Origin of the sequence: Pseudohalioglobus sediminis, from assembly GCF_008370495.1 — a bacterium.
Classification (GTDB): Bacteria; Pseudomonadota; Gammaproteobacteria; order Pseudomonadales; family Halieaceae; genus Halioglobus.
Genome location: NZ_VTUX01000011.1, coordinates 74,034 through 95,929, shown reverse-complemented (window position 1 = coordinate 95,929; position 21,896 = coordinate 74,034). Strand labels below are relative to the sequence as shown.

12 protein-coding genes are annotated in these 21,896 nt (G+C 60.9%); 5 read left to right on the top strand and 7 right to left on the bottom strand.

All coding sequences use genetic code 11. From position 1 onward, the window contains the following. The first annotated feature begins 54 nt into the window (after nt 1-54). Nucleotides 55-1,422, top strand: a complete 1,368-nt coding sequence (locus F0M18_RS19270; RefSeq protein WP_262500999.1) for an MATE family efflux transporter — start codon at nt 55-57, stop codon at nt 1,420-1,422. 7 nt (nt 1,423-1,429) lie between these two features. On the opposite strand, the gene F0M18_RS19265 is transcribed toward F0M18_RS19270, so the two are convergent. Next, on the bottom strand, nt 1,430-2,311 hold the full coding sequence (locus tag F0M18_RS19265; protein ID WP_149613096.1) for a lysophospholipid acyltransferase family protein: 882 nt from the start codon (nt 2,309-2,311) through the stop codon (nt 1,430-1,432). A gap of 342 nt (nt 2,312-2,653) precedes the next feature. Between F0M18_RS19265 and F0M18_RS19260 the strand changes: the two genes are divergently transcribed. From F0M18_RS19260 to F0M18_RS19250, 3 genes are all read left to right on the top strand, one after another. Next, nucleotides 2,654-2,965, top strand: a complete 312-nt coding sequence (locus F0M18_RS19260; protein ID WP_149613095.1) for a DUF1330 domain-containing protein — start codon at nt 2,654-2,656, stop codon at nt 2,963-2,965. Nucleotides 2,966-3,043: 78 nt separating this feature from the next. After that, on the top strand, nt 3,044-6,685 hold the full coding sequence (gene nifJ, locus F0M18_RS19255; RefSeq protein WP_149613094.1) for a pyruvate:ferredoxin (flavodoxin) oxidoreductase: 3,642 nt from the start codon (nt 3,044-3,046) through the stop codon (nt 6,683-6,685). 1 nt (nt 6,686) lies between these two features. Continuing rightward, nucleotides 6,687-7,700, top strand: coding sequence for a dihydroorotate dehydrogenase-like protein (locus tag F0M18_RS19250; protein ID WP_149613093.1), 1,014 nt, complete (start codon nt 6,687-6,689; stop codon nt 7,698-7,700). 3 nt (nt 7,701-7,703) lie between these two features. Here F0M18_RS19250 and F0M18_RS19245 read toward each other — a convergent pair whose 3' ends face one another. Further along, nucleotides 7,704-9,164, bottom strand: coding sequence for an HAD-IB family hydrolase (locus F0M18_RS19245; RefSeq protein WP_188109821.1), 1,461 nt, complete (start codon nt 9,162-9,164; stop codon nt 7,704-7,706). Between the two features lie 236 nt (nt 9,165-9,400). Here F0M18_RS19245 and hrpB point away from each other — a divergent pair, with 236 nt between their 5' ends. Continuing rightward, a complete protein-coding gene (gene hrpB / locus F0M18_RS19240) occupies nt 9,401-11,968 on the top strand; it encodes an ATP-dependent helicase HrpB (RefSeq protein WP_149613091.1) in 2,568 nt (855 codons plus the stop codon). A gap of 76 nt (nt 11,969-12,044) precedes the next feature. On the opposite strand, the gene F0M18_RS19235 is transcribed toward hrpB, so the two are convergent. From F0M18_RS19235 to F0M18_RS19215, 5 genes are all read right to left on the bottom strand, one after another. After that, nucleotides 12,045-15,203: an efflux RND transporter permease subunit gene (locus F0M18_RS19235; protein ID WP_149613090.1), complete on the bottom strand. Its 3,159-nt coding sequence runs from the start codon at nt 15,201-15,203 to the stop codon at nt 12,045-12,047. Between the two features lie 9 nt (nt 15,204-15,212). After that, nucleotides 15,213-16,355 (bottom strand): efflux RND transporter periplasmic adaptor subunit, encoded by a 1,143-nt coding sequence (locus tag F0M18_RS19230; RefSeq protein WP_149613089.1) that lies wholly within the window; start codon nt 16,353-16,355, stop codon nt 15,213-15,215. 92 nt (nt 16,356-16,447) lie between these two features. Then, nucleotides 16,448-18,562 (bottom strand): YgiQ family radical SAM protein, encoded by a 2,115-nt coding sequence (locus tag F0M18_RS19225; RefSeq protein WP_149613088.1) that lies wholly within the window; start codon nt 18,560-18,562, stop codon nt 16,448-16,450. Between the two features lie 73 nt (nt 18,563-18,635). Further along, nucleotides 18,636-20,966 (bottom strand): TonB-dependent receptor, encoded by a 2,331-nt coding sequence (locus tag F0M18_RS19220; RefSeq protein WP_149613087.1) that lies wholly within the window; start codon nt 20,964-20,966, stop codon nt 18,636-18,638. A gap of 26 nt (nt 20,967-20,992) precedes the next feature. Beyond that, entirely contained in the window at nt 20,993-21,859 is an 867-nt protein-coding gene (locus F0M18_RS19215) for an ion transporter (RefSeq protein WP_149613086.1), read from the bottom strand. Nucleotides 21,860-21,896: the final 37 nt, after the last annotated feature.

The window sequence follows — 21,896 nt, the reverse complement described above, 5'->3', positions numbered from 1 at the left end:
CGGCGGTATAATCTGCGCCCCCGTCGACGCTGACTTCCCGAGGCAACGAGCATAGTGCGCACGCTCTCCCTGACTACACTGCGGGAACTGGCCCGACTTTCGCTGCCCATGGTGATTTCGCAGGGCGCGTTTGCAGCCATGGTGTTTACCGACCGCTGGTTCATGTCGCAGCTGGATGCGGTGCACATCGCCGCGGCCATGGGCGGGGCCGTGGCGGCCTTTTTCTCCAAGTCGCTGTTTGTCGGGCTGATCAGCTATGCCAATGCGCTGGTCGCCCAGTACTACGGCGCCGGACAGTTGCAGCGGTGCCCGCGCGTCGTGAGCCAGGGCGTTATCATTGCGGTTTGCGCGTTGCCGTTCCTGGCGCTTATCACCGTCGGTGTAGGGCAGGCGTTTGCGTACATGGGGCACGATCCGCTGCAGGTCCCGCTGGAGCGCGCCTACTTCTATGCCCTGATGGCCGGCAGTTTCTTTCACCTGCTAAAAGCATGCCTTGCCTGTTACTTCGTGGGGATTGGCCGGACGCGCGTGGTGATGCTGGTAGACGTGGCGGGTATCTGTCTCAACATACCCTTGACCTGGTTGCTGGTCTTCGGCCACGGCGGTCTCCCCGAACTGGGCATCGTCGGTGCAGCCCTTGGCACCGTCTGCAGCCAGGCCTTTACCATCGTGCTGTTTCTCCTGTTCTACCTGAATCGAACGCATCGTTTGCGCTTTGCTGTACCGGAATCCTTCTGTTTTGACAGGGGCGTCATGCGCCGTTACCTGCGCCTTGGTTCGCCCTCTGCGCTGGAGAGCTTCATGAACACGGCGACCTTCAACCTGTTCCTGTTGATGTTCCAGGGCTACGGTGTGGTGCAGGGCGCATCCATGGCGATAGTGTTCAACTGGGACATGCTGTCGTTTGTGCCGATGATGGGGCTCGGCATGGGCGTGATGACGCTTATCGGCCAATTCGTCGGCAGGGGTGACATGCAGCGTGCCAACCAGGTCATCAGTTCAGGTTTTATTCTCGCGCTCAGCTACTCGGCGATACTCGCCCTGGTATTCCTTATATTCCGGGTGGAACTGGTCGAGGTGTTTGCGACCGATGACAGTTACTTCGCGGAAATCCGCACCCTGGCTGCGACCATGATGATAGGCCTGACCACCTATATGATGGCGGATGCGGTGATCCTGATTGCCGGCGGTGCCCTGCGCGGTGCCGGAGATACCCGCTGGATCATGCTCACTTCCACGTCACTGCACTGGCTGATGCTGGTGGTCCAGTACTTTGTCATAGTGCGCTGGCAGATGGATCCACTGGTATCCTGGTGGGTATTTGTGGCCATGCTGCTGATGATTGCCAGCGCCTACTCGGTGCGCCTGTACCGGGGCCGCTGGCGACGGCCGGAGCGCCTGGCGCGGGTGATGCAGGAATAAGCGCGCTTCAGATCGTCAGTAAGCGGCGCAACAGGCCTTCCCTGCCGCGATTCTGCGCACGTACGAACAACAGCTCCGCCAGCTGGGTCTCGATTTGTTCGGCGACCTGGCTGCGGATACGCTGCTGCTGCCGCTTGGTGGGCGTTTTGCCCTGCATGGCGGACAGGTCCACGGGTTCGCCGAAGCCGATATAGCAGCGCTGCGGCTTGGGAAACAGGGTGCCCAGCGCGCCCGCCGGAATTGGCGGCAGCATGTCACGGCGCGTATTCTCGTTGAGTACTCCGAGGCGCTTGAGCAGCGAGCCGATCGGCGAATCGGGCAGGTCCTCGCCTTCCAGCAGGTGACCGTAAAACTCATCCGGCCCGATCATACCAAAGGGCATGATGGTGTACCCGTGCCTGGCGGCGAGCTTGACGAAGCCGTACCGTTCCCGCCATTGCAGTTCGTAGATATCGCGCTTGGCCTTGACGGCCTCGTGGGCGCCTCCCGGGAACACCAGCAGATCCTGCCCATCTTCCATCAGCGCTGCGCAGACATCGGGGTGACCCATCACCCCGCCAGTGCGCAGGATGAGGTCACCTACACGGGGATTGGCAAACAGGAACTTGTCGCCCATGGCACGCGGAAAACGATCCAGTTCGCGCAGTAGCATAGGGCCCAGCACCCATCCGTCCAGTGCGAACAGGGAATGGTTGCCGACGAACAGGCAAGGGCCATCCGGGAGATTCTCTTCCCCGAGGATCACCGGGTCGAACAGGGTCTTGATTGCGCGATAGAAAATCTCAAGTTGAACCCCGCTGGGAGCTTCCGCTGCCAGCGCCTGCTCAATATGGCGTTCCAGGGCGGCCTGCTCGCCGAGCGGCTGGTTGTCTTTGTCGAAGAGTGACATGTTGCTGCCTGCGATTCTTTAAAACGGGCATTATAGCGGCTTGGGCTGCAAGGGCTACGCGCGTCTGGATAAATGCAATAGAATTACCGCAAAAGCACGAGCACAGCGGATACGGCATGCGTTTCTTCGTTATCGCGGCCACACTTTTTGTTTTGGCAGGTTTCAGTGCAAACCCGGTTTTCCTACCGCGAGCTGTCCGCGGATAGCGGTGCCTGAGCCCCGACACGTCTGCGCCAGCCGGCTTCCCGGCTGAAGCCGCCAATCCTTGATTCAGGACAATATATTTTCCTGCGGCCGCGTTATCTTCCATGATTGGAGAATACTGCTTGCCCGGGAGCGTGGATGGCTGCGTACGCAATTGTCGATTTGGATATCTTCGATATCGCGGATTACCTGGAGTACCAGCGGCAACTGCGTCCCTTGCTGGAAGCGGCGGGCGGTCGCTACCTGGTGCGCGGTGGTGAATTCGAGGTTATCGAAGGCGAGTACCGGCCCCAGCGCATTATCCTGGTGGAGTTTCCCAGCATGGAAGCGTTGCGCGATTTCTACGAGAGCGATGCCTACCGGGACCTGGAAAAGCAGCGTAAAGCCTGCAGCCGGGCGATAATGGTTGCTGTTCGGGGTGTGGAAGACGCACTCGCTCTGCAAGACTGATACGGATCAATTTACCACCCGCCAAAGCCGTTTATGCTGTATCCCTGCCAGCCGCCGCAATCAGGTCAGGGATTTCTCATGTCGCAAGCGAAAACGGTCACCATCGACGGTAATCAGGCCGCCGCCACCATTGCCCACCTCACCAATGAGGTGATCGCTATCTATCCAATCACGCCATCCTCCAACATGGGTGAGTTCGCCGATGAATGGTCAGCCAATGGCCAGGCCAACTTGTGGGGCAGCATACCGAAAGTGGTTGAGATGCAAAGTGAGGGTGGTGCTGCCGGCGCGATTCACGGCGCCCTGCAGGCAGGGGCACTGGCCACGACCTTTACCGCCTCCCAGGGGCTGCTGTTGATGATCCCCAACATGTACAAAATTGCGGGAGAACTCACCCCGACGGTATTCCACATCGCCGCGCGTTCGCTGGCCTGCCAGGGGTTGTCAATATTTGGCGATCATTCTGATGTCATGTCTACCCGGCAGACAGGCTTTGCCATGCTCGCTTCCAATTGCCCACAGGAAGTCATGGACATGGCGCTGATCGCCCAGTCCGCCAGCCTGGTCAGCCGTGTGCCATTCCTGCATTTCTTCGACGGGTTTCGCACCTCCCACGAGGTCGCCAAACTGGAGACGGTGCCTGTCGAGGTGGTCAGGGCTCTGATCGACGACGAGGCCGTGCAGGCACATCGGGGTCGGGCGATGTCGCCGGCACACCCGGTGCTGCGAGGCAGCTCGCAGAACCCGGACGTGTATTTCCAGGCTCGTGAGACGGTCAACCCGCACTACAGCGTGTTGCCACAACAGGTGCAGGAGGCGATGGATCAGTTCGCCAGCCTGACCGGTCGCCAGTACCGCCTGTTCCAGTACGAGGGTGTAGCGGATGCCGAGCGTGTGATCGTCATCATGGGCTCGGGGGCAGAGGCGGTACACGAGACCGTCAACTACCTGTCGCAACAGGGTGAGCGGGTTGGCGTCTTGAAAGTGCGCCTGTACCGGCCTTTCAGCCCGGAGGCATTGCTGCAGGCTCTGCCGGAAAGCGTGCGCAGTATCGCCGTGCTCGACCGGACCAAGGAGCCGGGTGCAGATGGCGAGCCGCTGTACAAGGATGTGGTTACAGCCCTGGCGCAGGATGCCCTGGGCCCTGAGCCTCACTTTGACAATATGCCCAGGGTAGTCGGTGGCCGCTACGGTCTCTCTTCCAAGGAATTCACCCCCGGCATGATCAAGGCGGTGTTTGAGGAGCTCGACCGGTCGCAGCCCAGGAACCAGTTCACGGTAGGTATCCACGATGACCTCAGCCATACCAGTATCGAATGGGACGATGCGTTCCGTACCACGGCCAATGAAGATACCTTCCAGGCGGTGTTCTATGGCCTGGGTAGCGACGGCACCGTCAGCGCCAACAAGAACAGCATCAAGATTATCGGCGAGAGCACCGATCTGCATGCACAGGGTTACTTTGTCTACGATTCCAAGAAATCGGGCGCGGTCACGGTATCGCACCTGCGCTTCGGACCGGACCGCATTCGTTCCAGCTACCTCATAGGGGAGGGGGATGCCCGCTTCGTCGCCTGCCACCAGCCAACCTTCCTGGAAAAATACGATATGCTGTCCTACGCCCGTGAAGGCGCGGTGTTCCTGCTCAATTCCCCCGCGGCGCCCGATGCGCTGTGGCAAACCCTGCCGGCCTCCATGCAGCAACAGATTATCGACAAGCGCATCAAGCTGTACAGCATTGACGCCTATGACGTGGCCCAGCGCAGCGGTATGGGCAAGCGCATCAACACCATCATGCAGACCTGCTTCTTCGCAATTTCCGGAATACTGCCCCGGGAACAGGCCGTTGCGTCTATCAAGCAGGCGGTGGAAAAAACCTATGGTCGCAAGGGGCGCCGTATCATCGAGCTGAATTTCAAGGCGATTGACGAAACCCTGGCCTGTCTGCACGAGATAAGCATTGGCGGTGTGGGCGATGTGCAGGTGCAGCAGGTCGATACCATGGCAGGCGCTCCTGACTTTGTGCGCAAGGTGACGGCCGAGATTATCGCCGGGCGCGGTGACCAGATCCCTGTCAGCCTGCTGCCTGAAGACGGCAGTTTCCCGCTGGGTACCGCAGCCTATGAGAAGCGCAACCTGGCACTGGAGATCCCGGTGTGGGAAACCGACCTCTGCACCCAGTGCGGCAAGTGTCCCTTCGTCTGCCCACACAGCGCCATTCGCTCGAAGGTTTTTCACGAGTCCGAGTTGCAGCATGCGCCCCCCACCTTCAAGTCCGCGCTGGTCAGGGCAAAGGGCTTCCCCGAGGGTTATCACATCAGCTACCAGGTGGCGCCCGAGGATTGCACCGGTTGCACCCTGTGCGTCGACATCTGCCCGATTCGCGATAAGTCCAACGTGAGCCGAAAGGCGCTGAACATGGCACCGCAGCCGGCCCTGCGCGCGGCGGAGCGCGATAACTGGGACTTCTTCACCCGGCTTCCCGAATATGACCGCACTGCGATCCGCAGCAACACCATTGCCGGCTCCATGATTATGCAGCCACTATTCGAGTTTTCCGGTGCCTGTGTGGGCTGTGGTGAAACACCCTATGTAAAGCTGGCCACGCAACTGTTCGGTGACCGCATGCTGGTAGCCAATGCTACTGGCTGCTCGTCCATTTACGGCGGCAACCTGCCGACCACGCCGTATACCACTACTGCCGACGGCAGGGGTCCGAGCTGGAACAATTCACTGTTCGAGGACAACGCGGAGTTTGGTCTTGGCATGCGACTGGCAGTGGACAAGCAGCGCGAGATGGCGCAGGAATTGTTGCGCGCCATGCGCGGGGACCTGGACCCCGTACTGGTGGACGCGATTCTCGCGCCTGACGAGACCAGTGAGGCCGGTGTTTATGAGCAGCGCGAGCGCGTTGCGCAACTGGATGCACTGCTGCACGAAATGGATTCAGACGCCGCGCGGCAACTCCTTGCCGTCAGCGAAAACCTGTGTCGCAAAAGTGTGTGGATCGTGGGCGGTGACGGCTGGGCCTACGATATCGGCTATGGCGGCGTTGATCACGTGCTGGCTTCAGGCGCCGACGTCAATCTCCTGGTGCTCGATACCGAGGTCTACTCAAATACAGGGGGCCAGACATCAAAGGCCACACCGCGTGGCGCCGTGGCCAAGTTTTCCTCCGGTGGCAAGACCACCGGCAAGAAAGACCTGGCGCTACTGGCCATGGAATACGAAAACGTCTACGTCGCGCGCGTGGCCTATGGCGGCAAGGACACACAAACGCTTAACGCCTTCCTCGAGGCGGAAGCGCACCCCGGGCCGAGCCTGATCCTGGCCCTGTCGCCGTGTATTGCTCATGGTGTGGATATGTCCCGCAATCACCAGCAGCAGGATATGGCGGTGAAGAGTGGCCACTGGCCGCTGTTCCGCTTCAATCCCGAGAATATTGCCGCAGGCAAACCGCCAATGAAGATGGATTCGCGCGCACCGTCCATTCCCTATCGTGACTATGTGCAGACAGAAACCCGCTTCAACATGCTCTGGCATACGCACCCGGAAGTCGCAGAGGCGCTGGTGGAAGAAGAGCAGAAGTTCGTGAATCACCGGTATCACTACTATGAGCAGCTGTCGAAACTGGATTGGAGCGATGGCGAAGAGGTCGCCCAGGCCAAGGCGGCTAAACAACGGGTGAGCGCCGATGCGCCCAACGACGGAGGACAGTAAGATGGCAGATCTGACAACCGAATACCTCGGGCTTCAACTCAAGAATCCGCTGGTGCCGTCTTCGTCCCCACTTAGCAAGCATCTCGACTCCGCGCGCCGGCTGGAAGACGCCGGTGCAGCGGCGCTGGTGATGCACTCGCTGTTCGAGGAAAAGATCGAGGAGGAGGACGCGCGCCTGGCCAGGTTCTTCCACCAGCAATCACTTGGTCACGGCGAGGCAGAGAGTTTTCACCCGGTACCGGATAATTACACCAGTTACGAAGAGCAGTACCTGGAGCACCTGCAAGCGCTGAAATCGTCATTGGAGGTGCCGGTCATCGCCAGCCTGAACGGCACCACACCCGGCGGCTGGGTCAGTTACGCCGAGGCCTTGCAGCAGGCAGGCGCGGACGCCCTGGAGTTAAATGTGTATTACATACCTGCCGGAGCCAACGAAGATTGCTGTGCGGTGGAACAGCGCTACCTCGATGTGCTGCGTGCGGTGCGTGAAAAGGTGACCATTCCCATCGCTATGAAACTCTCGGCACAGTTCTCGTCCCCGGTCAGTTTCGCCCGTCGTCTCGACGAGGCCGGTGCCGATGGCCTCGCTGTTTTCAACCGCTTTTACCAACCGGACATCGACCTCGAGACCCTGGAAGTGGTGCCCCGTCTGGAACTGTCCTCGTCTGAAGAGTCGCTGCTGCGTATTCGCTGGCTGGCCATACTGCACGGTCGCACTGATTGTTCACTGGCCATTACCGGGGGCGTGCACAACCTGCGTGATGTGCTCAAGTCGCTGCTGGCGGGAGCAGATGTCACGCATATGTGCAGCGCGCTGCTGCGCCGGGGGCCGGGGCATCTGGCGATGGTTCTCAAGTCTCTGGAAGAGTGGCTGGACGAGCACGAGTACGCATCGGTAGCGCAAATGAAGGGCAGCGTGAGCCAGCACAACGCCACCGATTCGTCCGCTTTCCTGCGTGCCAACTACGTCAACGTGCTCGACAGCTATCAGCCGCCGCCCGGTGTGCAGTGGTAGGGGTCAGGCCCTGGCGCTGTGCGGCAGTGCCGCCACGCTGGAGCCGCCAAGTATTTGCACATAGGTTTCCTCGAGGTGACGTGCCGCCTGCCTGATGCCGCCGATTTCTTTTGCCGCGATCGGTGGTAGCACGGTAACTCGTATTGTCGCCGGACGTATCAAAAGCCCGCCCTTGGGTAATGCATCCTTGACGTTGTGCAATACGATGGGAACGATGGGTACCCCGGCGCGCTTTGCCATCAGGAAGGCGCCGTGCTTGAAGGGCTGGACATCGCCCAGTGTGCTGCGGGTGCCTTCCGGTGCGATGCACAGTGATCGCCCCTGCTGCAGCGCCGCCAGCGCCTGCTTGAGTACGCCGGACTGGTCGGTTTCCTCCCGGTCGACAAAGATTGTATCCACCTGGCGCAGCAGCGGCCCCAGCACCGGGTTGCCCGCCATTTCGCGCTTGCACAGGGCGACCACGTCGCCACGCAGCAGGTGCGCCAGCACCATCGAGTCGAGCAGGCTCTGGTGGTTGAAAATATAAATCGCAGGCCGGTTGTGCTGCAGGTGGTGTGCGCCCTCGATTTCGAAATCCAGGCCGGCAAAACCGCTGCCGATGTCGCCCAGCAGGCGAGTGAGCCGATTGGCGTTGCGGTTGCTCTCGACGCCGAGGCGCTTGCTGATGGCTCCCAGTGCCGTGGTGGCCAACAATGACTGTGCGACCAGTGCGGTGCGCGCCACGTGTTCCATATCCGGCATCCCGCGGCTGCTGAAACTGAGTTGCGGCCAGCCGTGATTGCGCGCGTGCACAGCGAGCTTGTCAGACGCGTTGACTGTGACCGCTTGCCCGACTTTTTTAAGCAGTGGCAGGTCGGCGCTGGAGTCACTGTAGAACCAGCAGTGCCGCAGGTCACTGCGCTGCTCGCGCGCCACACGGCGTGCCGCCATGACCTTGCCCTCGCCATAGCAGAGTGGGGCGACCACCTCGCCGGTGAAGGCACCGTCCTGTACTTCGAGCCTGGTGCAGCATATATCCGCTATACCCAGTGCCCTGGCCACTGGTTCGACCTGGTAGCGACTGGCAGCAGAAACGATTACCAGGTGGTGTCCTGCTGCGCGATGCGCCTCCACCAGGGCGACCGCCTCCGGGTAAATGTTGCGGGCAATGCTGCGTCGCCAGGCCTTATCGCCCAGCTCGAACAGCGTTTGCTCGGTCACACCGCTCAGGGCCCTGGCAAGCCGCTTCACAAGTTGGTGATAGTGGGCGTTGCCATCGCGTCGCATCTTTACCGCGTCGCGCAGCAGTTTCGCGGACTGGCCCAACTTGCCAGACTGTGCCTGGTAGCGTGCCGTTTCAACGGCCATGGGCAGTATCGAGTAGCCGGCTATCAGTGTCCGGTCCAGGTCGAACAGGGCGATACTGCGTTTGCCGTTGCCGTGACCAGAGTTGACGGACTGCAGGTAGGAATCCAGTGTTGTCATCGCGTAGTACTCCCATTTGCCATGTCGGGTCGCGTGCTTGCGCAAGTCGGTTATTCGTTTGCAATAAACCTGCCATCTGCATGCCGCCCGGCTTTTGCAGGGAACCCTTGGCCTGTCGCAAAGCGCTTGCATAAAATTTGTTCAATTTTGGTGCGCGCGACCCCGCTCGCGCACCGTGATCGGTCGGACGTGGCTTTTTCGTGGTCTCGACCAGATCGCTCGGTTAAGATGCAGGCATGCGACATGAATCTGTTCAGGACCTGCCGGTCAACCACGTACTAGCTGACCTGCAGGCCACGCTCGAGTCTGGACACGAAGCCGTCCTGCAGGCACCGCCCGGCGCCGGCAAAACCACCCTGGTGCCGCTGGCGCTGCTGGACGAATCCTGGCTGGGGGGGCGCAAGATCATCATGCTTGAACCCCGGCGCATGGCCGCACGCACGGCCGCTGCGCGCATGGCTGAATTGCTCGGCGAAGAGGTGGGCCAGACCGTCGGGTACAGTATCCGTCTCGACAGCCGCACCAGTGCCCAGACGCGCATCGAGGTCATCACCGAAGGTATTCTTACTCGCCGGTTGCAATCAGATCCCGGCCTCGAAGACGTTGGCCTGGTGATTTTTGACGAGTTTCATGAGCGTAGCCTGGACTCTGACCTGTGCCTGGCGCTGTGCCTGCAGGGGCGGGAGATATTTCGCGAGGGGCCGCCGCTCAAGCTGCTGGTGATGTCCGCGACGCTTGACGGAGAGGCCGTAGCCAGCCTGCTCGGTGGCGCCCCCATCGTAACCTCCCAGGGGCGACAGTTCCCCGTGCAGACGCGTTTCGGCAGGACCCATCGTCTGCAGGACCCCATCGCGCCGGCGGTTGTGGCGGCGACGCAACGGGCCTTGTTGGACCAGGATGCCAGCGTGCTGGTGTTCCTCCCGGGTCAGCGTGAGATCAATGCCGTGGGTCGCGAACTGGCGCGGGCGCTCGACGAGGTCGGCCACGAGGGTATTATCCTGGCGCCACTGTACGGCGGTCTCAGCCTCAAGAAGCAGCAGCGCGCCATTGCGCCGGCACCGGCGGGGCAGCGCAAAGTGGTCTTGTCTACCAACGTGGCCGAAACCAGCCTTACCATCGAGGGCATCGGTGCGGTAGTGGACTCGGGCCTGGTTCGCGAAGCGCAGTTTGATCCTGTATCGGGCATGACCCGCTTGGCCACACGCCGGGTTTCGCAGGCTTCCGCAGAACAGCGGCGGGGCAGGGCGGGGCGCCTTGGACCGGGACACTGTTACCGCCTGTGGTCGGAAGAGCAGCATCATCGACTTAGCGCACACAGCACACCCGAAATACTGCATGCCGACCTGGCGCCGCTGGTGTTGCAGTTGCTGTCCTGGGGCGTGGACGACGCCGCCGAGCTGGCCTGGCTGGACGCCCCTCCGGAAGCGGCCTGGCAGCAGGCCCTTTCGATCCTGGAGCAGACCGGTGCACTGTACACGCAGGATGATGGCAAGCCGCAGCTGACGCCTCACGGTGTGCGCCTGGCGCAGATGCCATTGCATCCGCGACTCGCCCACATGTTGCTCGTGGCCTGTGATATTCATGCCACGGAGACCGCCTGCCTGTTGGCGGCGGTGCTGGCCGAGCGCTCTCCACTTGGTGATCTTGGCACTGACCTCGGGCGCAAGATTGACCTGTTAATGGGTGAGCAGCCCTGTCCTGCCAGTGCCGAAGGCTGGTTCAAGCGCACGTGGCAGCTGGCCAGGCGCTACGGCAGAATCGCCGCACAAGTGCACAAACCCAAGCGTTTCGCCATGGGCGTCGAAGCAGATGATGTCATGGGGATATTACTGGCCAGCGCCTATCCTGATCGCATCGCCAGGCGGCGCGCGAACAGCCCCGATTACCAGCTGGCGAATGGGCGGGCGGCCAGTATGCCGCAGGAGGATGCACTGGCCCGGGAAGAATGGATCGCGGTGGCGGAGATCGGCGGGCAGTCGGGCAGCGATACCGACCGCATTTACAGTGCGGTGGCACTGAACCCGGCCTGCTTCCGGAACATCCTGTCCGCGCTGGTGCGCGAGGAAGAACGCGTTGAGTGGGACAGCCGCAGTGAACGCTTTGTGGCGCAGCGGCGCCGGCTCACCGGCGCACTGGAAATCAGCGCGGAGCCGATCACTACGGTTTCCGATGATGCGCGTGACAATGCACTGCTGGGTGTGATCCGGCGCAAGGGCCTCGACATTCTCCCCTGGAGCGAGCCCTTGCGGCAGTGGCGAAATCGCGTGCAGTTGCTGCACAGGGTTAACCGGGACGCAGCGGAAAACCCCTGGCCGGACCTCAGCGATGAGGCACTGCTGGCAACCCTGGAGACATGGCTTTTACCTTACCTGGCCCCGGTATCGCGGCTGGAAGACTTCAAGCGACTGGATCTGAAGCAGATCCTGCACGCACAGCTGGGCTGGCCGCTGCCACTGGAACTGGAACGCCTCGCACCGGAGCGCATCAGTGTGCCCTCTGGCTCCAACATACCTGTGGACTACACCCAGGATCCCCCGGTGTTGGCTGTGAAGTTGCAGGAGATGTTCGGTTGCGAGGAAACACCGACCATCGCCGGTGGCAAGATTGCGCTGCAGGTGCATCTGCTATCGCCGGCACAAAGACCCTTGCAGGTTACCCAGGACCTGTCCGGCTTCTGGCGCAGTAGCTACCAGGAGGTGAAAAGGGAAATGAAAGGTCGCTACCCCAAGCACCCCTGGCCGGACGACCCGATAGCAGCCAAGGCCACAGCGCACACCAAACGCCGGGCGCAATCCCTGCAATAACTGGGTACCACCGGCCCTGAAGCCGACTGTTCTCCTGGCCCCGTAACGACGCCGCAGCCGCGAAAGCGGCCGCTGCCTAGTGCTTTGTATCTGCGCTGGAGCGCCCGAGTAAGCGCACGACATCTTCCAGAATCAGGTACAGGCAGGGCACCAGGAACAGGGTGATGGCCGTGCCCATCAGCACGCCGAAGCCCAGGGACACAGACATAGGCACGAACATGGCTGTGGAAATGGCGTCGTCCAGCATCAGCGGGGTGAGCCCGATAAAGGTCGTGACACTGGTGAGGATAATCGGGCGGAAGCGCACTGCGCCGGCGTGGCTGACCACGTCCACCAGTTCGGCGCCGCTTTGTCTTTGCCGGTTGATGTAGTCGACGAGTACCAGGCTCGCATTCACCACCACGCCGGACAGTGCGACGATGCCCAGCAGGGAGAAGAACACCAGGTCTATACCCATAATCAGGTGGCCGACGATGGCGCCCACGGCGCCGAAGGGGATGACGCTCATGATGATCAGTGGCTGCAGGTAGGACTGCAGCGGAATGGCGAGCAGGGCGTAGATCAGTAGCAGTGCCAGTAGCGCCGAGGACACCAGCCCACCCATGGATTCGCTGCGTGATTCCGCTTCCCCGGCGAGGCTGTAGGTCACGCCGGGGTGCCGCGCGAGAATGTCTGCGAGTTCACGTTCGGCAAGCGACTGCAGCACGATTTCCGGCGTGGTCACCGAGCGATTGACGTCAGCGATCACGCGCACCACGCGTTGGCCGTCGACGCGGTTTATGGTGGTGTAGCCGCGGCCCAGGCGTGCCCGGGCGACGCTGCTGAAGGGCACCTCGGTGCCGTCTGCGGTGCGGATACGCATGGCTTCCAGGTCGCCCAGCGAGCGGCGCTGGTCTTCCGGGTATCGCACCATAACGCGAATGTCGTCCTTGCCGCGCTGGATGCGCTGGGCTTCGAAGCCATAGAATGCGTGGCGCACCTGACTGCCAAGGTCGTGCAGGGTCAGGCCCAGGCTGCGTGCTTCCGGCAGCAGGCTGAGCTGGACTTCCTGTTTGCCGGCGCGGAAGGTGTCGGTAATGTCCATGACCCCGTTATAGGTCTCCAGGGCCGCGCGCAGTTCCGCCGCAACGGAACGCAGTTCGTCAAAGTCCTTGCCGTAGAGTTCGACGTCGATGGCATCACCCGCGCCGAAGGCCGCCGCGTCGAAGCGCTGCTCCAGCGCGTCCGGGATAGTCCCCGTCAGTTCGCGCCAGCGATTGGCGTATTCTGTAGTCGACACGTCGCTGTAATCCGGCGGCAGGTTGAGTTCGATGCCCACCTCGGCGACATTGCTCTGGCCGCTGCCACCGAGGTTGATAGAACCCTTGGGAATGAGCCCGCCCAGGACTGCGAAAATATGGTTGATGGTGCTGGGTTCACCCGGTGCGAGTTCAGCGTCCAGCTCCGCACGCAGCACTTCAGCAGCTTCTTCCAGTTGCCTGACGGCAGCCTCGGTGCGCTCGATGGGCGAACCCTCTGGCAGGGTGATCACGGCGTACAGGCGGGTGCCTTCCACATCGGGGAAGAACTGAAACACCATGCGTCCGCTGATGAACAGTGACAGCGCCAGGGCGAGTATGACCACGCCCGCGGCGGCGGTCGTGTAGCGCCAGTTCAGGGCTTTCTGCACAGCCGGTTGGTAGTATTCGGTGGCGATCCGTTGCAGGCTGCCGGAAAGGGTGTCCTGCAGGTCCAGCCAGCGATTGCGCAGGGCGTTGTTACCGCGCGTTCTTTCCGTTTTCCGGTGCGCCAGGTGCACCGGCAGGATCAGCTGCGATTCGATGACGCTGAACAGGAGGGCGATAATCACTGTCAGGCCGATGGCGACGAAGAAACCGCCCATTTCTCCCGGTATGCTGACGATGGGCAGGAACGTGGCCATGGTGGTCAGTACGCCGAAGATCACCGGCACCGACACTTCTCTTGCGCCGTCGATGGCTGCGGTATCACGGTCCTTGCCCATCTGTTCGTGGGCATAGACGCGCTCGCCGACAACGATGGCATCGTCCACGAGAATGCCGAGTACGAGCAGGAATCCCATCACCGACATGGTACTGATGGAGATGTCGACAACGGGAAACAGGGCCACGGCACCCAGCATCGCCACCGGTATGCCCGCAGCCACCCACAGGGCGAGGCGAAAGCGCAGGAACACGGTGAGTATGAGCAGCACCAGCAGCAGGCCACTGCGTGCGTTTTTCATCAGTGCATCAAGGCGGTCCACCAGGTCCTGCGACTCGTCTTGCCAGATGACCAGCTCAATGCCCTCCGGGACCTGCAGGCGGGCCTGTTCCAGGTAGGACTTCACCGCGTCGGCAATTTGCAGTACGTCCTCCTCGCCGACGCGGGACACTTTGATGCCAACGGCTGGCTCCCTGTCGAGGCGGGAGTACAGGTCGGACTCCTCGAACCCATCTACCACGGTCGCGAGATCGCCCACGGTTAAGCGGGTGCCGTCATTGCGGGTAAGCACCACGATATCCTCGAAGGCCTGGCGTTCGTAAGCCTGTCCCTTGGAGCGCAGCAGAATCTCACCTTCCTCAGCGCGGATCGAACCACCGGGAATATCCACCGAACTCTGCTGGATAGCCCGGCCGATCTGTTCCAGTGTGATGCTGTGGCGGCGCAGGGCCTGCTCATGGACTTCAATGGATATTTCATAGGGCCGTGAGTACAGCAGTTCTACCTGGGATACGCCGGGAAGCGCTGCCATGTCGTCGCGCAATTGCTGGCCGACGATTTTGAGCGTGCGCTCATCTGCGTGGCCTGCAATCGCGATCTGCATGACGGTTGCCATGATGGCTATTTCAGCGGTGACCGGTTTTTCCGTTTCGCCGGGAAACGCATCGATTGCATCAACCTTGCTTTTGATGTCGTTGGCCACCTTGTTTTTGTCGACACCATCGACCAGTTCGATAACCACCGAACACAGGCCCTCGGAGGCGGTGGAACGGATGGTGTCGATACCCTCGCTGCCTTCTACGGCCTCTTCCACACGCACGCAAACGGCCGACTCGACTTCTTCCGGCGCGGCCCCAAGGTAAGGAACGCGAACCTGAACCGCGTCCACCTCGATATTGGGGAATTCTTCCTGGTGAATCCGCGGCAGTGCCAGCAGCCCGCTGACGATAAGAATCAGCATCAGCAGGTTGGCAGCGACGGGGTTGTGGACAAACCACGCGATCATTCTCGGCATATCGCGGGCCTACGGCAGTAAGGGCTTGACGTGCATGCCGTCGACCACGGTCTGGATGGCGGACACGCAGACGCGCTCGCCGTCCTCCAGCCCCGCGCTGATCAGCACATCATCGTGTTCGAGTCGCAACACCGAGACGGTGCGAAAGCGCAGGCGATTGTCATCGTCGACCACCAGCACCTGGTCGCTGTCGCGCATGGCAGACCTGGGCAGACGGACGACGTTTTCGACTTTACGGCCCTGTATCTCCGCCTGTACAAACAGGCCCACCGGTATCGATGCGGTATCCGCGAACTCGGACTGGCGGATGCGCGCCACCGCGTAGATCATGCGCGAGCGTTCATCAATCACCGCCTCGGTACGCACCAGTTCACCGCTCCAGATCAGGCGCGTATTGCCGTATTGCGCCGAGACTGTCACCTCGGGCCTGTCGCCCTCGGCAAGCGTGCCACGATGGGCGATATCCAGCCCCAGGTAGCCGAGTTCGTCTGCGGCGATGGGCAGACGCACTTCGACATAGTCGGTAGCATAGATCGTGGCGATGCTCGCGCCACGGCTGACGAACTGCCCTACGTCAACCTGTTCGGAGCGCACCAGGCCGTCAAACGGCGCGGTCAGCTGCGTACGGGCCAGGTCGCGTTCAGCCTGCGCCAGGGCGGCGCTGGTCTCGCTCAGGTTTGCCTGGGCAACCTGCGCCGTACGCCTGACACTGTCCAGTTGTGACTGGCTGGCGAGTTTCTGGGCAAACAGTTTTTCCAGCCGTGCCAGTTCATCGCCGCTGAACTCGGCTTCGACTCTGGCTCTGTCCCTGGCGGCCGTCGCCCTTTGCAGGGCGATTTCGTAGTCGGAGGCATCGATGCGCAGCAGTGGATCACCGCGGCTGAAGGAGCCCCCGTCCACCAGCGACGAGGATACCCATTCGACCCGACCTGAAACCTCGGGGATCAGTTCACTCTGGGTACGCGGCTGGACGCTCCCTTGCGAGGTAATCTGCAGGTATTCATCGTGTACCGCGACGGTCATCACGCGCACGGTGCGTAGCGTGCGTTCCATGGCAATGACGTCCCGTTCGGGCGTGCTGTTGGCGATCAGCAAGGCCAGGCCGAAGCCGCCTGCCAGTACCAGCATTGTGACCAGAAATTGCTTCTTCATGTTCGCTCCCCGAGAGGCAGCGTATGATACTTGAACCGGGCCCTGGGTTGTTCGTTTATTAAAGAATGTTCAGGAAAACCTGGCGTTGTTGCCTATTGTTTGCCGCGTCTGCGGCGGGAAGGGGTACGTGGCAGCCCGTTGTGCTGCGTGGCGAAGGGCTGGCTGCCCGCGACGACCGCGTGGCGCTTGCCAGGTTGCCGCGGCGGCACCAGGTGCATCTTGCCGTTGCCGATCAGGTCAGCACGTCCCATTTTCTTCAGGGCGGTGCGCAACATGGGCCAGTTGTCGGGATCGTGGTAGCGCAGGAAGGCCTTGTGTAGTCGGCGCTGTGACAGCCCGCGCACTGTCGGCATGGTGTCACTGTCGCGGGTGATGCGCTGCAACGGGTTTTTGCCGCTGTAATACATCGCCGTCGCTGTGGCCATGGGTGATGGATAAAAGGTCTGCACCTGGTCGGCGCGAAACTTGTTCCGCTTCAGCCACAGGGCCAGGTTCATCATGTCGCGGTCAGAAGTGCCGGGATGTGCCGCGATGAAGTAGGGAATCAGGTATTGTTCCTTGCCGGCCTCGCGTGAGTACTTGTCGAACAGTGCCTTGAAACGATCATAGGTGCCGATACCCGGCTTCATCATCTTGTTGAGAGGGGCGTCTTCAGTGTGCTCCGGGGCGATCTTGAGGTAGCCGCCAACGTGATGGGTGACCAGTTCCCGCACGTACTCCGGCGTTTCCACGGCGATGTCATAGCGCAGCCCGGAAGCGATCAACACCTTCTTGATGCCGGGCAGTTCGCGCGCCTTGCGATACAGCTCCACCAGAGGTTTCTGGTTGGTGTCCAGGTTCTTGCAAATGCCGGGAAATACGCAACTGAGCTTGCGGCATTTCGCTTCGATGTCCTTGCTTTTGCAGGCCAGTCGCCACATGTTTGCCGTTGGTCCGCCCAGGTCGGAAATGACCCCGGTAAATGCAGGAGAGGTGTCGCGAATCTTTTCTACTTCTCGCAGGATGGAGGACTCGGATCGATTCTGGATGATGCGCCCTTCGTGCTCGGTGATCGAGCAGAATGTACAGCCACCGAAGCAGCCGCGCATGATATTGACGGAATGCCGGATCATCTCGTAGGCGGGCAGCCTTGCCTCGCCATAATGGGAGTGCGGTAATCGTGTATAGGGCAATTCGAAAACCCAGTCGAGCTCGTCCGTTGACAGTGGAATAGGCGGGCTGTTCAGCCAGACCTCGCGGTCACCGTGGGCCTGCACCAGCGGTCGGGCATTATGCGGATTGGTTTCCTTGTGCAAGATGCGTGATGCATGTGCGTAGAGGGCCGGATCGGCCCTGACCTGCTCAAAAGAGGGGATACGTACGACCGCGGGTCGTTCGTCATCTACCTTGTCGAGAATGCGCACCACGTCTTCACCCTGTGTTACCTGCACCTCTTCGGGTGAACATTCGGCGGGGCTCTGCGCACTGTAGGGATTCGCGGGTTTGTCGACAGGCCCGACCCGGTCAATGGACGTGGAATCGATTTCACGCCAGCCGTCCGGCACGCGCTTGCGCACGAAGGCAGTGCCGCGCAGGTCGCGAATCCGCTGAATCGGTTCGCCGGCAGCAAGGCGATGGGCTACATCGACAATGGCACGCTCGGCGTTGCCATACAGCAGCAGGTCTGCGCGGCTGTCGAGCAGGATGGAGCGCCGGATCTTGTCGCTCCAGTAATCGTAGTGCGCGATCCGGCGCAGGCTGGCCTCGATACTGCCGATGACCAGTGGCACCTCGCGGTAGGCTTCGCGCAGGCGCTGGCTGTAGACGATGACCGCCCGGTCGGGACGTTTGCCGCCCTGGTTATCCGGGGTGTAGGCGTCGTCATTGCGGCGTTTGCGATCAGCGGTGTAGCGGTTGATCATGGAATCCATGTTGCCGGCGGAGACGCCGAAGAACAGGTTGGGCTTGCCCAGGGCGCGAAAGGCGTCGGTATTGGTCCAGTCGGGCTGTGCGATGATACCCACGCGGAAACCCTGGGCCTCCAGCAGGCGGCCTATGACCGCCATGCCGAAACTGGGGTGATCCACGTAGGCATCGCCGGTGACGATAATAATGTCGCAGCTATCCCAGCCAAGCGCGTCCATCTCCGCCCGGCTCATGGGCAGCTCGGGGGCGGGGCCAAAGCATTCGGCCCAGTATTTGCGGTAGCTGTGGATCGGGGTTGGCATGGTGTTGACGCTGGCAAGTGGCCGGCAATTATAACAATAGCCGGCCCCCACAGATAGACGTCGCCCCTGTGCCTCAGAAGTCCTTGCGCAGGGTCACGCCCCAGGTCAGCGGCTCTTTGTAATAACCCACAAAGCGGCCGTCCTGGGCGGGTGCATCGGCGATGGTGTCAGTTGACTCCTCATCGGTGAGGTTGCGCCCCCACAGCGTAAGCTGCGCAGCATGTCGCTCAAAGCGCAGGCCGGCGCGCAGGTTCAATGTATGGAAGGCATCATCGTATTTCACCGGGTCGTTGTTGACGTCAGTCATGCGCTCATCGGTATAGATGTACTCGGCGTAGATGAAGCCGTCGATTGCGTCGGTAATACCGAAGTCCCGGTTGGCAGTGAGCACCAGTACATTCTCTGGATTGGTTGAAATGTCGCCGCCACTGCGATCGCAGCTGCCATCCTCGTTAAGGCCCGGGTCGGGCTGGTCGGTGTGCCAGGGCGTGCCGGTCCAGCAGGGACCGTTGTCGAAGTCGGCATACTCACCGTGATTGTAGGCGTAGGCCAGCGTCAGGGTTGTGTTGTCTGTGGGTAGCCAGAACAGGTCCAGTTCCAGGCCGTAGGTCTCCGCGGTACCGGCGTTGGACAAAAAGAAGCCGCCGCCCTGGAAGGAGTTGGTTTGCAGGTCGTCGGTGTCGGTCATATGCAGCGCGACGTTGAGACGAACAGCCTGTTGTGGGAACTCGGTTTTGAGGCCAATTTCATAGGACTCGGCGTGCTCGGCATCGAAAGCCACGTCGAACTGGGGCTCGATGCGGTCGCCGTTGATGCCGCCGGATTTGTAGCCGGTGCCATAAGAGGCGTACAGCAGTGTATCCTCATCGAGAAACCAGCTCAGTTTGAGTGTGCCGGTTACCTGGTCGTCGTCAAAGTCCTCGCTTACATCTGGCGTGGGTGCCAGTGGGGGAAAGAAAAAGAAACCGTAATTGGGCTGGAAGCTCAGTGGCGGTTCAACATCCTGCGTGTAGGTGTTTTGCAGTTCCTTGTCTTCGTAGGTCCAGCGCAGGCCGGCCGTGACGACCAATGCATCCGTGAGGTTGTAATCGACCTGCCCGAACACGGCGTAACTGCTGTGTTCCTGCTCGTTCAGGTCGTGCGACCCGGTGCCGGCGATGAAGGCCTTGGGGTCTGCCAGCCCATAGATAGCACCCAGATCTGCACCCACGAGGGTGTCGCGCTGATTGTCCAGCTCCTGTTGGTAGTAGTAGAGCCCGGCGACATAGTTGAGCTTGTCGCTGGCACCGCTTAGCCGCAACTCCTGCGTAAACTGGGTCTGCTCCGCGTCGTTGATGCGGTAGGCGCCGTCCAGATCGGTGAAAATGATATCGGCGTTGTCGTAGGCATCGTGCTTTCGGTAGGCAGTGATACCGGTGAGCCTGAATGGCTGCAGTTGCCAGTCGATCTGCATGGAGATACCGCTGTCTTTATTCTCCGAGCGCGGTGGCCTGGCCACTGATACGCGGTAGTCATAGAAGTCCCGCTGGTCGATTACCGTGCCACCGAGGTTGCGAATATTGGTGTCGGTGCCGAATTTGGTATCAGTCCCGGGTGGCAACTGCTGCGCCACCAGGTTGTTCTTGTAGGAACCCGCCGCGCAGCAGATTTCGTCTACCTGGGAATGGTCGGCAATCAGGCGCAGCGTGAGGTCATCATTCGGCGTGTACAGCGCCTGCAGGCGCAAGCCCCAGCGGTCGCGATCGTTGATGACGTTATTGTCACCACCGGCTATATCGACATAGCCATCGCGCTGCATGGCGAAACCGGTGGCACGCAGCGCCAGGGTATCGTCGGCGACGGTGAAGGATTTGGCCCCCGACAGGCCCCACAAACCGTAGTTCCCGGCGCTCGCCTCGAGAAAACCGCTGCCCTCAAAGTCAGGCGAAACTGTGGCCAGGGTAATTGCGCCGGCGGGTGTGTTGCGGCCAAAAAGGGTGCCCTGTGGGCCGCGCAGTACTTCCACGCTGGCTACATCGACCATGTTGTTGATCATCGAGCCCTGGCGCGCTCGATAAACGCCGTCCACATACAGCCCAACCGAGGGTTCCAGGCCGAAATTCTGTGAGCTGGTAAATATTCCGCGGATTGCGAATGTGGTGGTGGTGGAGGTCTGGCTCTGTGTTACAACCAGGCTCGGCGCATTGCTTTGCAGGTCGAACATGTCTTTCACGCCAGTGCGTTCCAGCACCTGCTGATTGAAAGCGGATACCGCCACCGGCACGTCCTGCAGGTTTTGCTCGCGTTTTTGCGCAGTCACCACGACCTCTTCCAGCAGGGCCTGACCCATGGTCTGGCTGGTTACGAGGCTGGCAAGCAGGCCAGTGACTGACAGTGTGCCGGCGCGAAGCGATGCTCGGTTCATGTGGTGTTTCCCCAGGGTAGGTCTGATCAGGAACTGCGCTTCTCTGGCGCATGGCCGGGTGAGGGCAGGTGGCTGCCGCACCGCCGACAGTAGTGCGCAGCGGGGTCTGTTTCCACTGTGGCGCAGGTACTGCAGTTGCGTGACTGCCTGATATGGCGTTCTTTTTCCAGCTGTTGGCCCATGGTGAGCTCCGCCGTAACGATGCCGGTTGGCACAGCGATAACTGCGTAACCAATCAACATGCCACAGGCAGAGATGATCTGTCCCAGCGGTGTCATCGGCACAACATCGCCGTAGCCCACGGTGGTGATCGTTACTATCGCCCAGTAAATACTGTGGGGGATACTGTTGAAGCCGTGTTCCGGTCCCTCGACCACATACAGCAGGCAACCGAAGATCGTGGCGAGGATAATGACCATGGAAAAAAACACGAATATTTTGCGTGCAGACCTGTGCAGTGCTCTGGCCAGGTGATTGGCTTCGTCGAGCAGGTACAGCAGTCGCAAAACCCGGAAAATACGCAGTATGCGCAGCAGTCGGATGATGAGCAGCGGGGCCGCCTGTGGCAGAAGCAGCGAGAAATAGGTTGGCAACAGGGCCAGCAGGTCAACGACACCGTAGACGCTCCTGGCGTAGGCCTTGGGGTTGGGTGAACACCAAAGACGCACCATGTACTCTATGGTGAACAGGATGGTAAAGGCCCACTCGATCTGCAGGAACAGTACACCGTAGCGGGCGTGATAGGCATCGATGGAGTCCAGCATGATGATCAGCACGCTGGCCAGGATGACGATTATCAGGCAAATGTCGAACCACTTTCCGGCTGTGGTCTCCGTGCCAAATATGACGCGGTAGAAAGCACTTTGCAGCGGGGTCTGTTCTCGCTTGGCCATGCCGTTTATTGTTTTCCCTGTCGGTAGTGCCCGTCGA

Coding starts and splice junctions, on each gene's coding strand:
- F0M18_RS19230 (WP_149613089.1), bottom strand. CDS start 16,355: ATGAAGAAGCAATTTCTGGTCACAATGCTGGTACTGGCAGGCGGCTTC.
- hrpB (WP_149613091.1), top strand. CDS start 9,401: ATGCGACATGAATCTGTTCAGGACCTGCCGGTCAACCACGTACTAGCT.
- F0M18_RS19250 (WP_149613093.1), top strand. CDS start 6,687: ATGGCAGATCTGACAACCGAATACCTCGGGCTTCAACTCAAGAATCCG.
- F0M18_RS19225 (WP_149613088.1), bottom strand. CDS start 18,562: ATGCCAACCCCGATCCACAGCTACCGCAAATACTGGGCCGAATGCTTT.
- nifJ (WP_149613094.1), top strand. CDS start 3,044: ATGTCGCAAGCGAAAACGGTCACCATCGACGGTAATCAGGCCGCCGCC.
- F0M18_RS19245 (WP_188109821.1), bottom strand. CDS start 9,164: ATGACAACACTGGATTCCTACCTGCAGTCCGTCAACTCTGGTCACGGC.
- F0M18_RS19235 (WP_149613090.1), bottom strand. CDS start 15,203: ATGCCGAGAATGATCGCGTGGTTTGTCCACAACCCCGTCGCTGCCAAC.
- F0M18_RS19265 (WP_149613096.1), bottom strand. CDS start 2,311: ATGTCACTCTTCGACAAAGACAACCAGCCGCTCGGCGAGCAGGCCGCC.
- F0M18_RS19215 (WP_149613086.1), bottom strand. CDS start 21,859: ATGGCCAAGCGAGAACAGACCCCGCTGCAAAGTGCTTTCTACCGCGTC.
- F0M18_RS19220 (WP_149613087.1), bottom strand. CDS start 20,966: ATGAACCGAGCATCGCTTCGCGCCGGCACACTGTCAGTCACTGGCCTG.
- F0M18_RS19260 (WP_149613095.1), top strand. CDS start 2,654: ATGGCTGCGTACGCAATTGTCGATTTGGATATCTTCGATATCGCGGAT.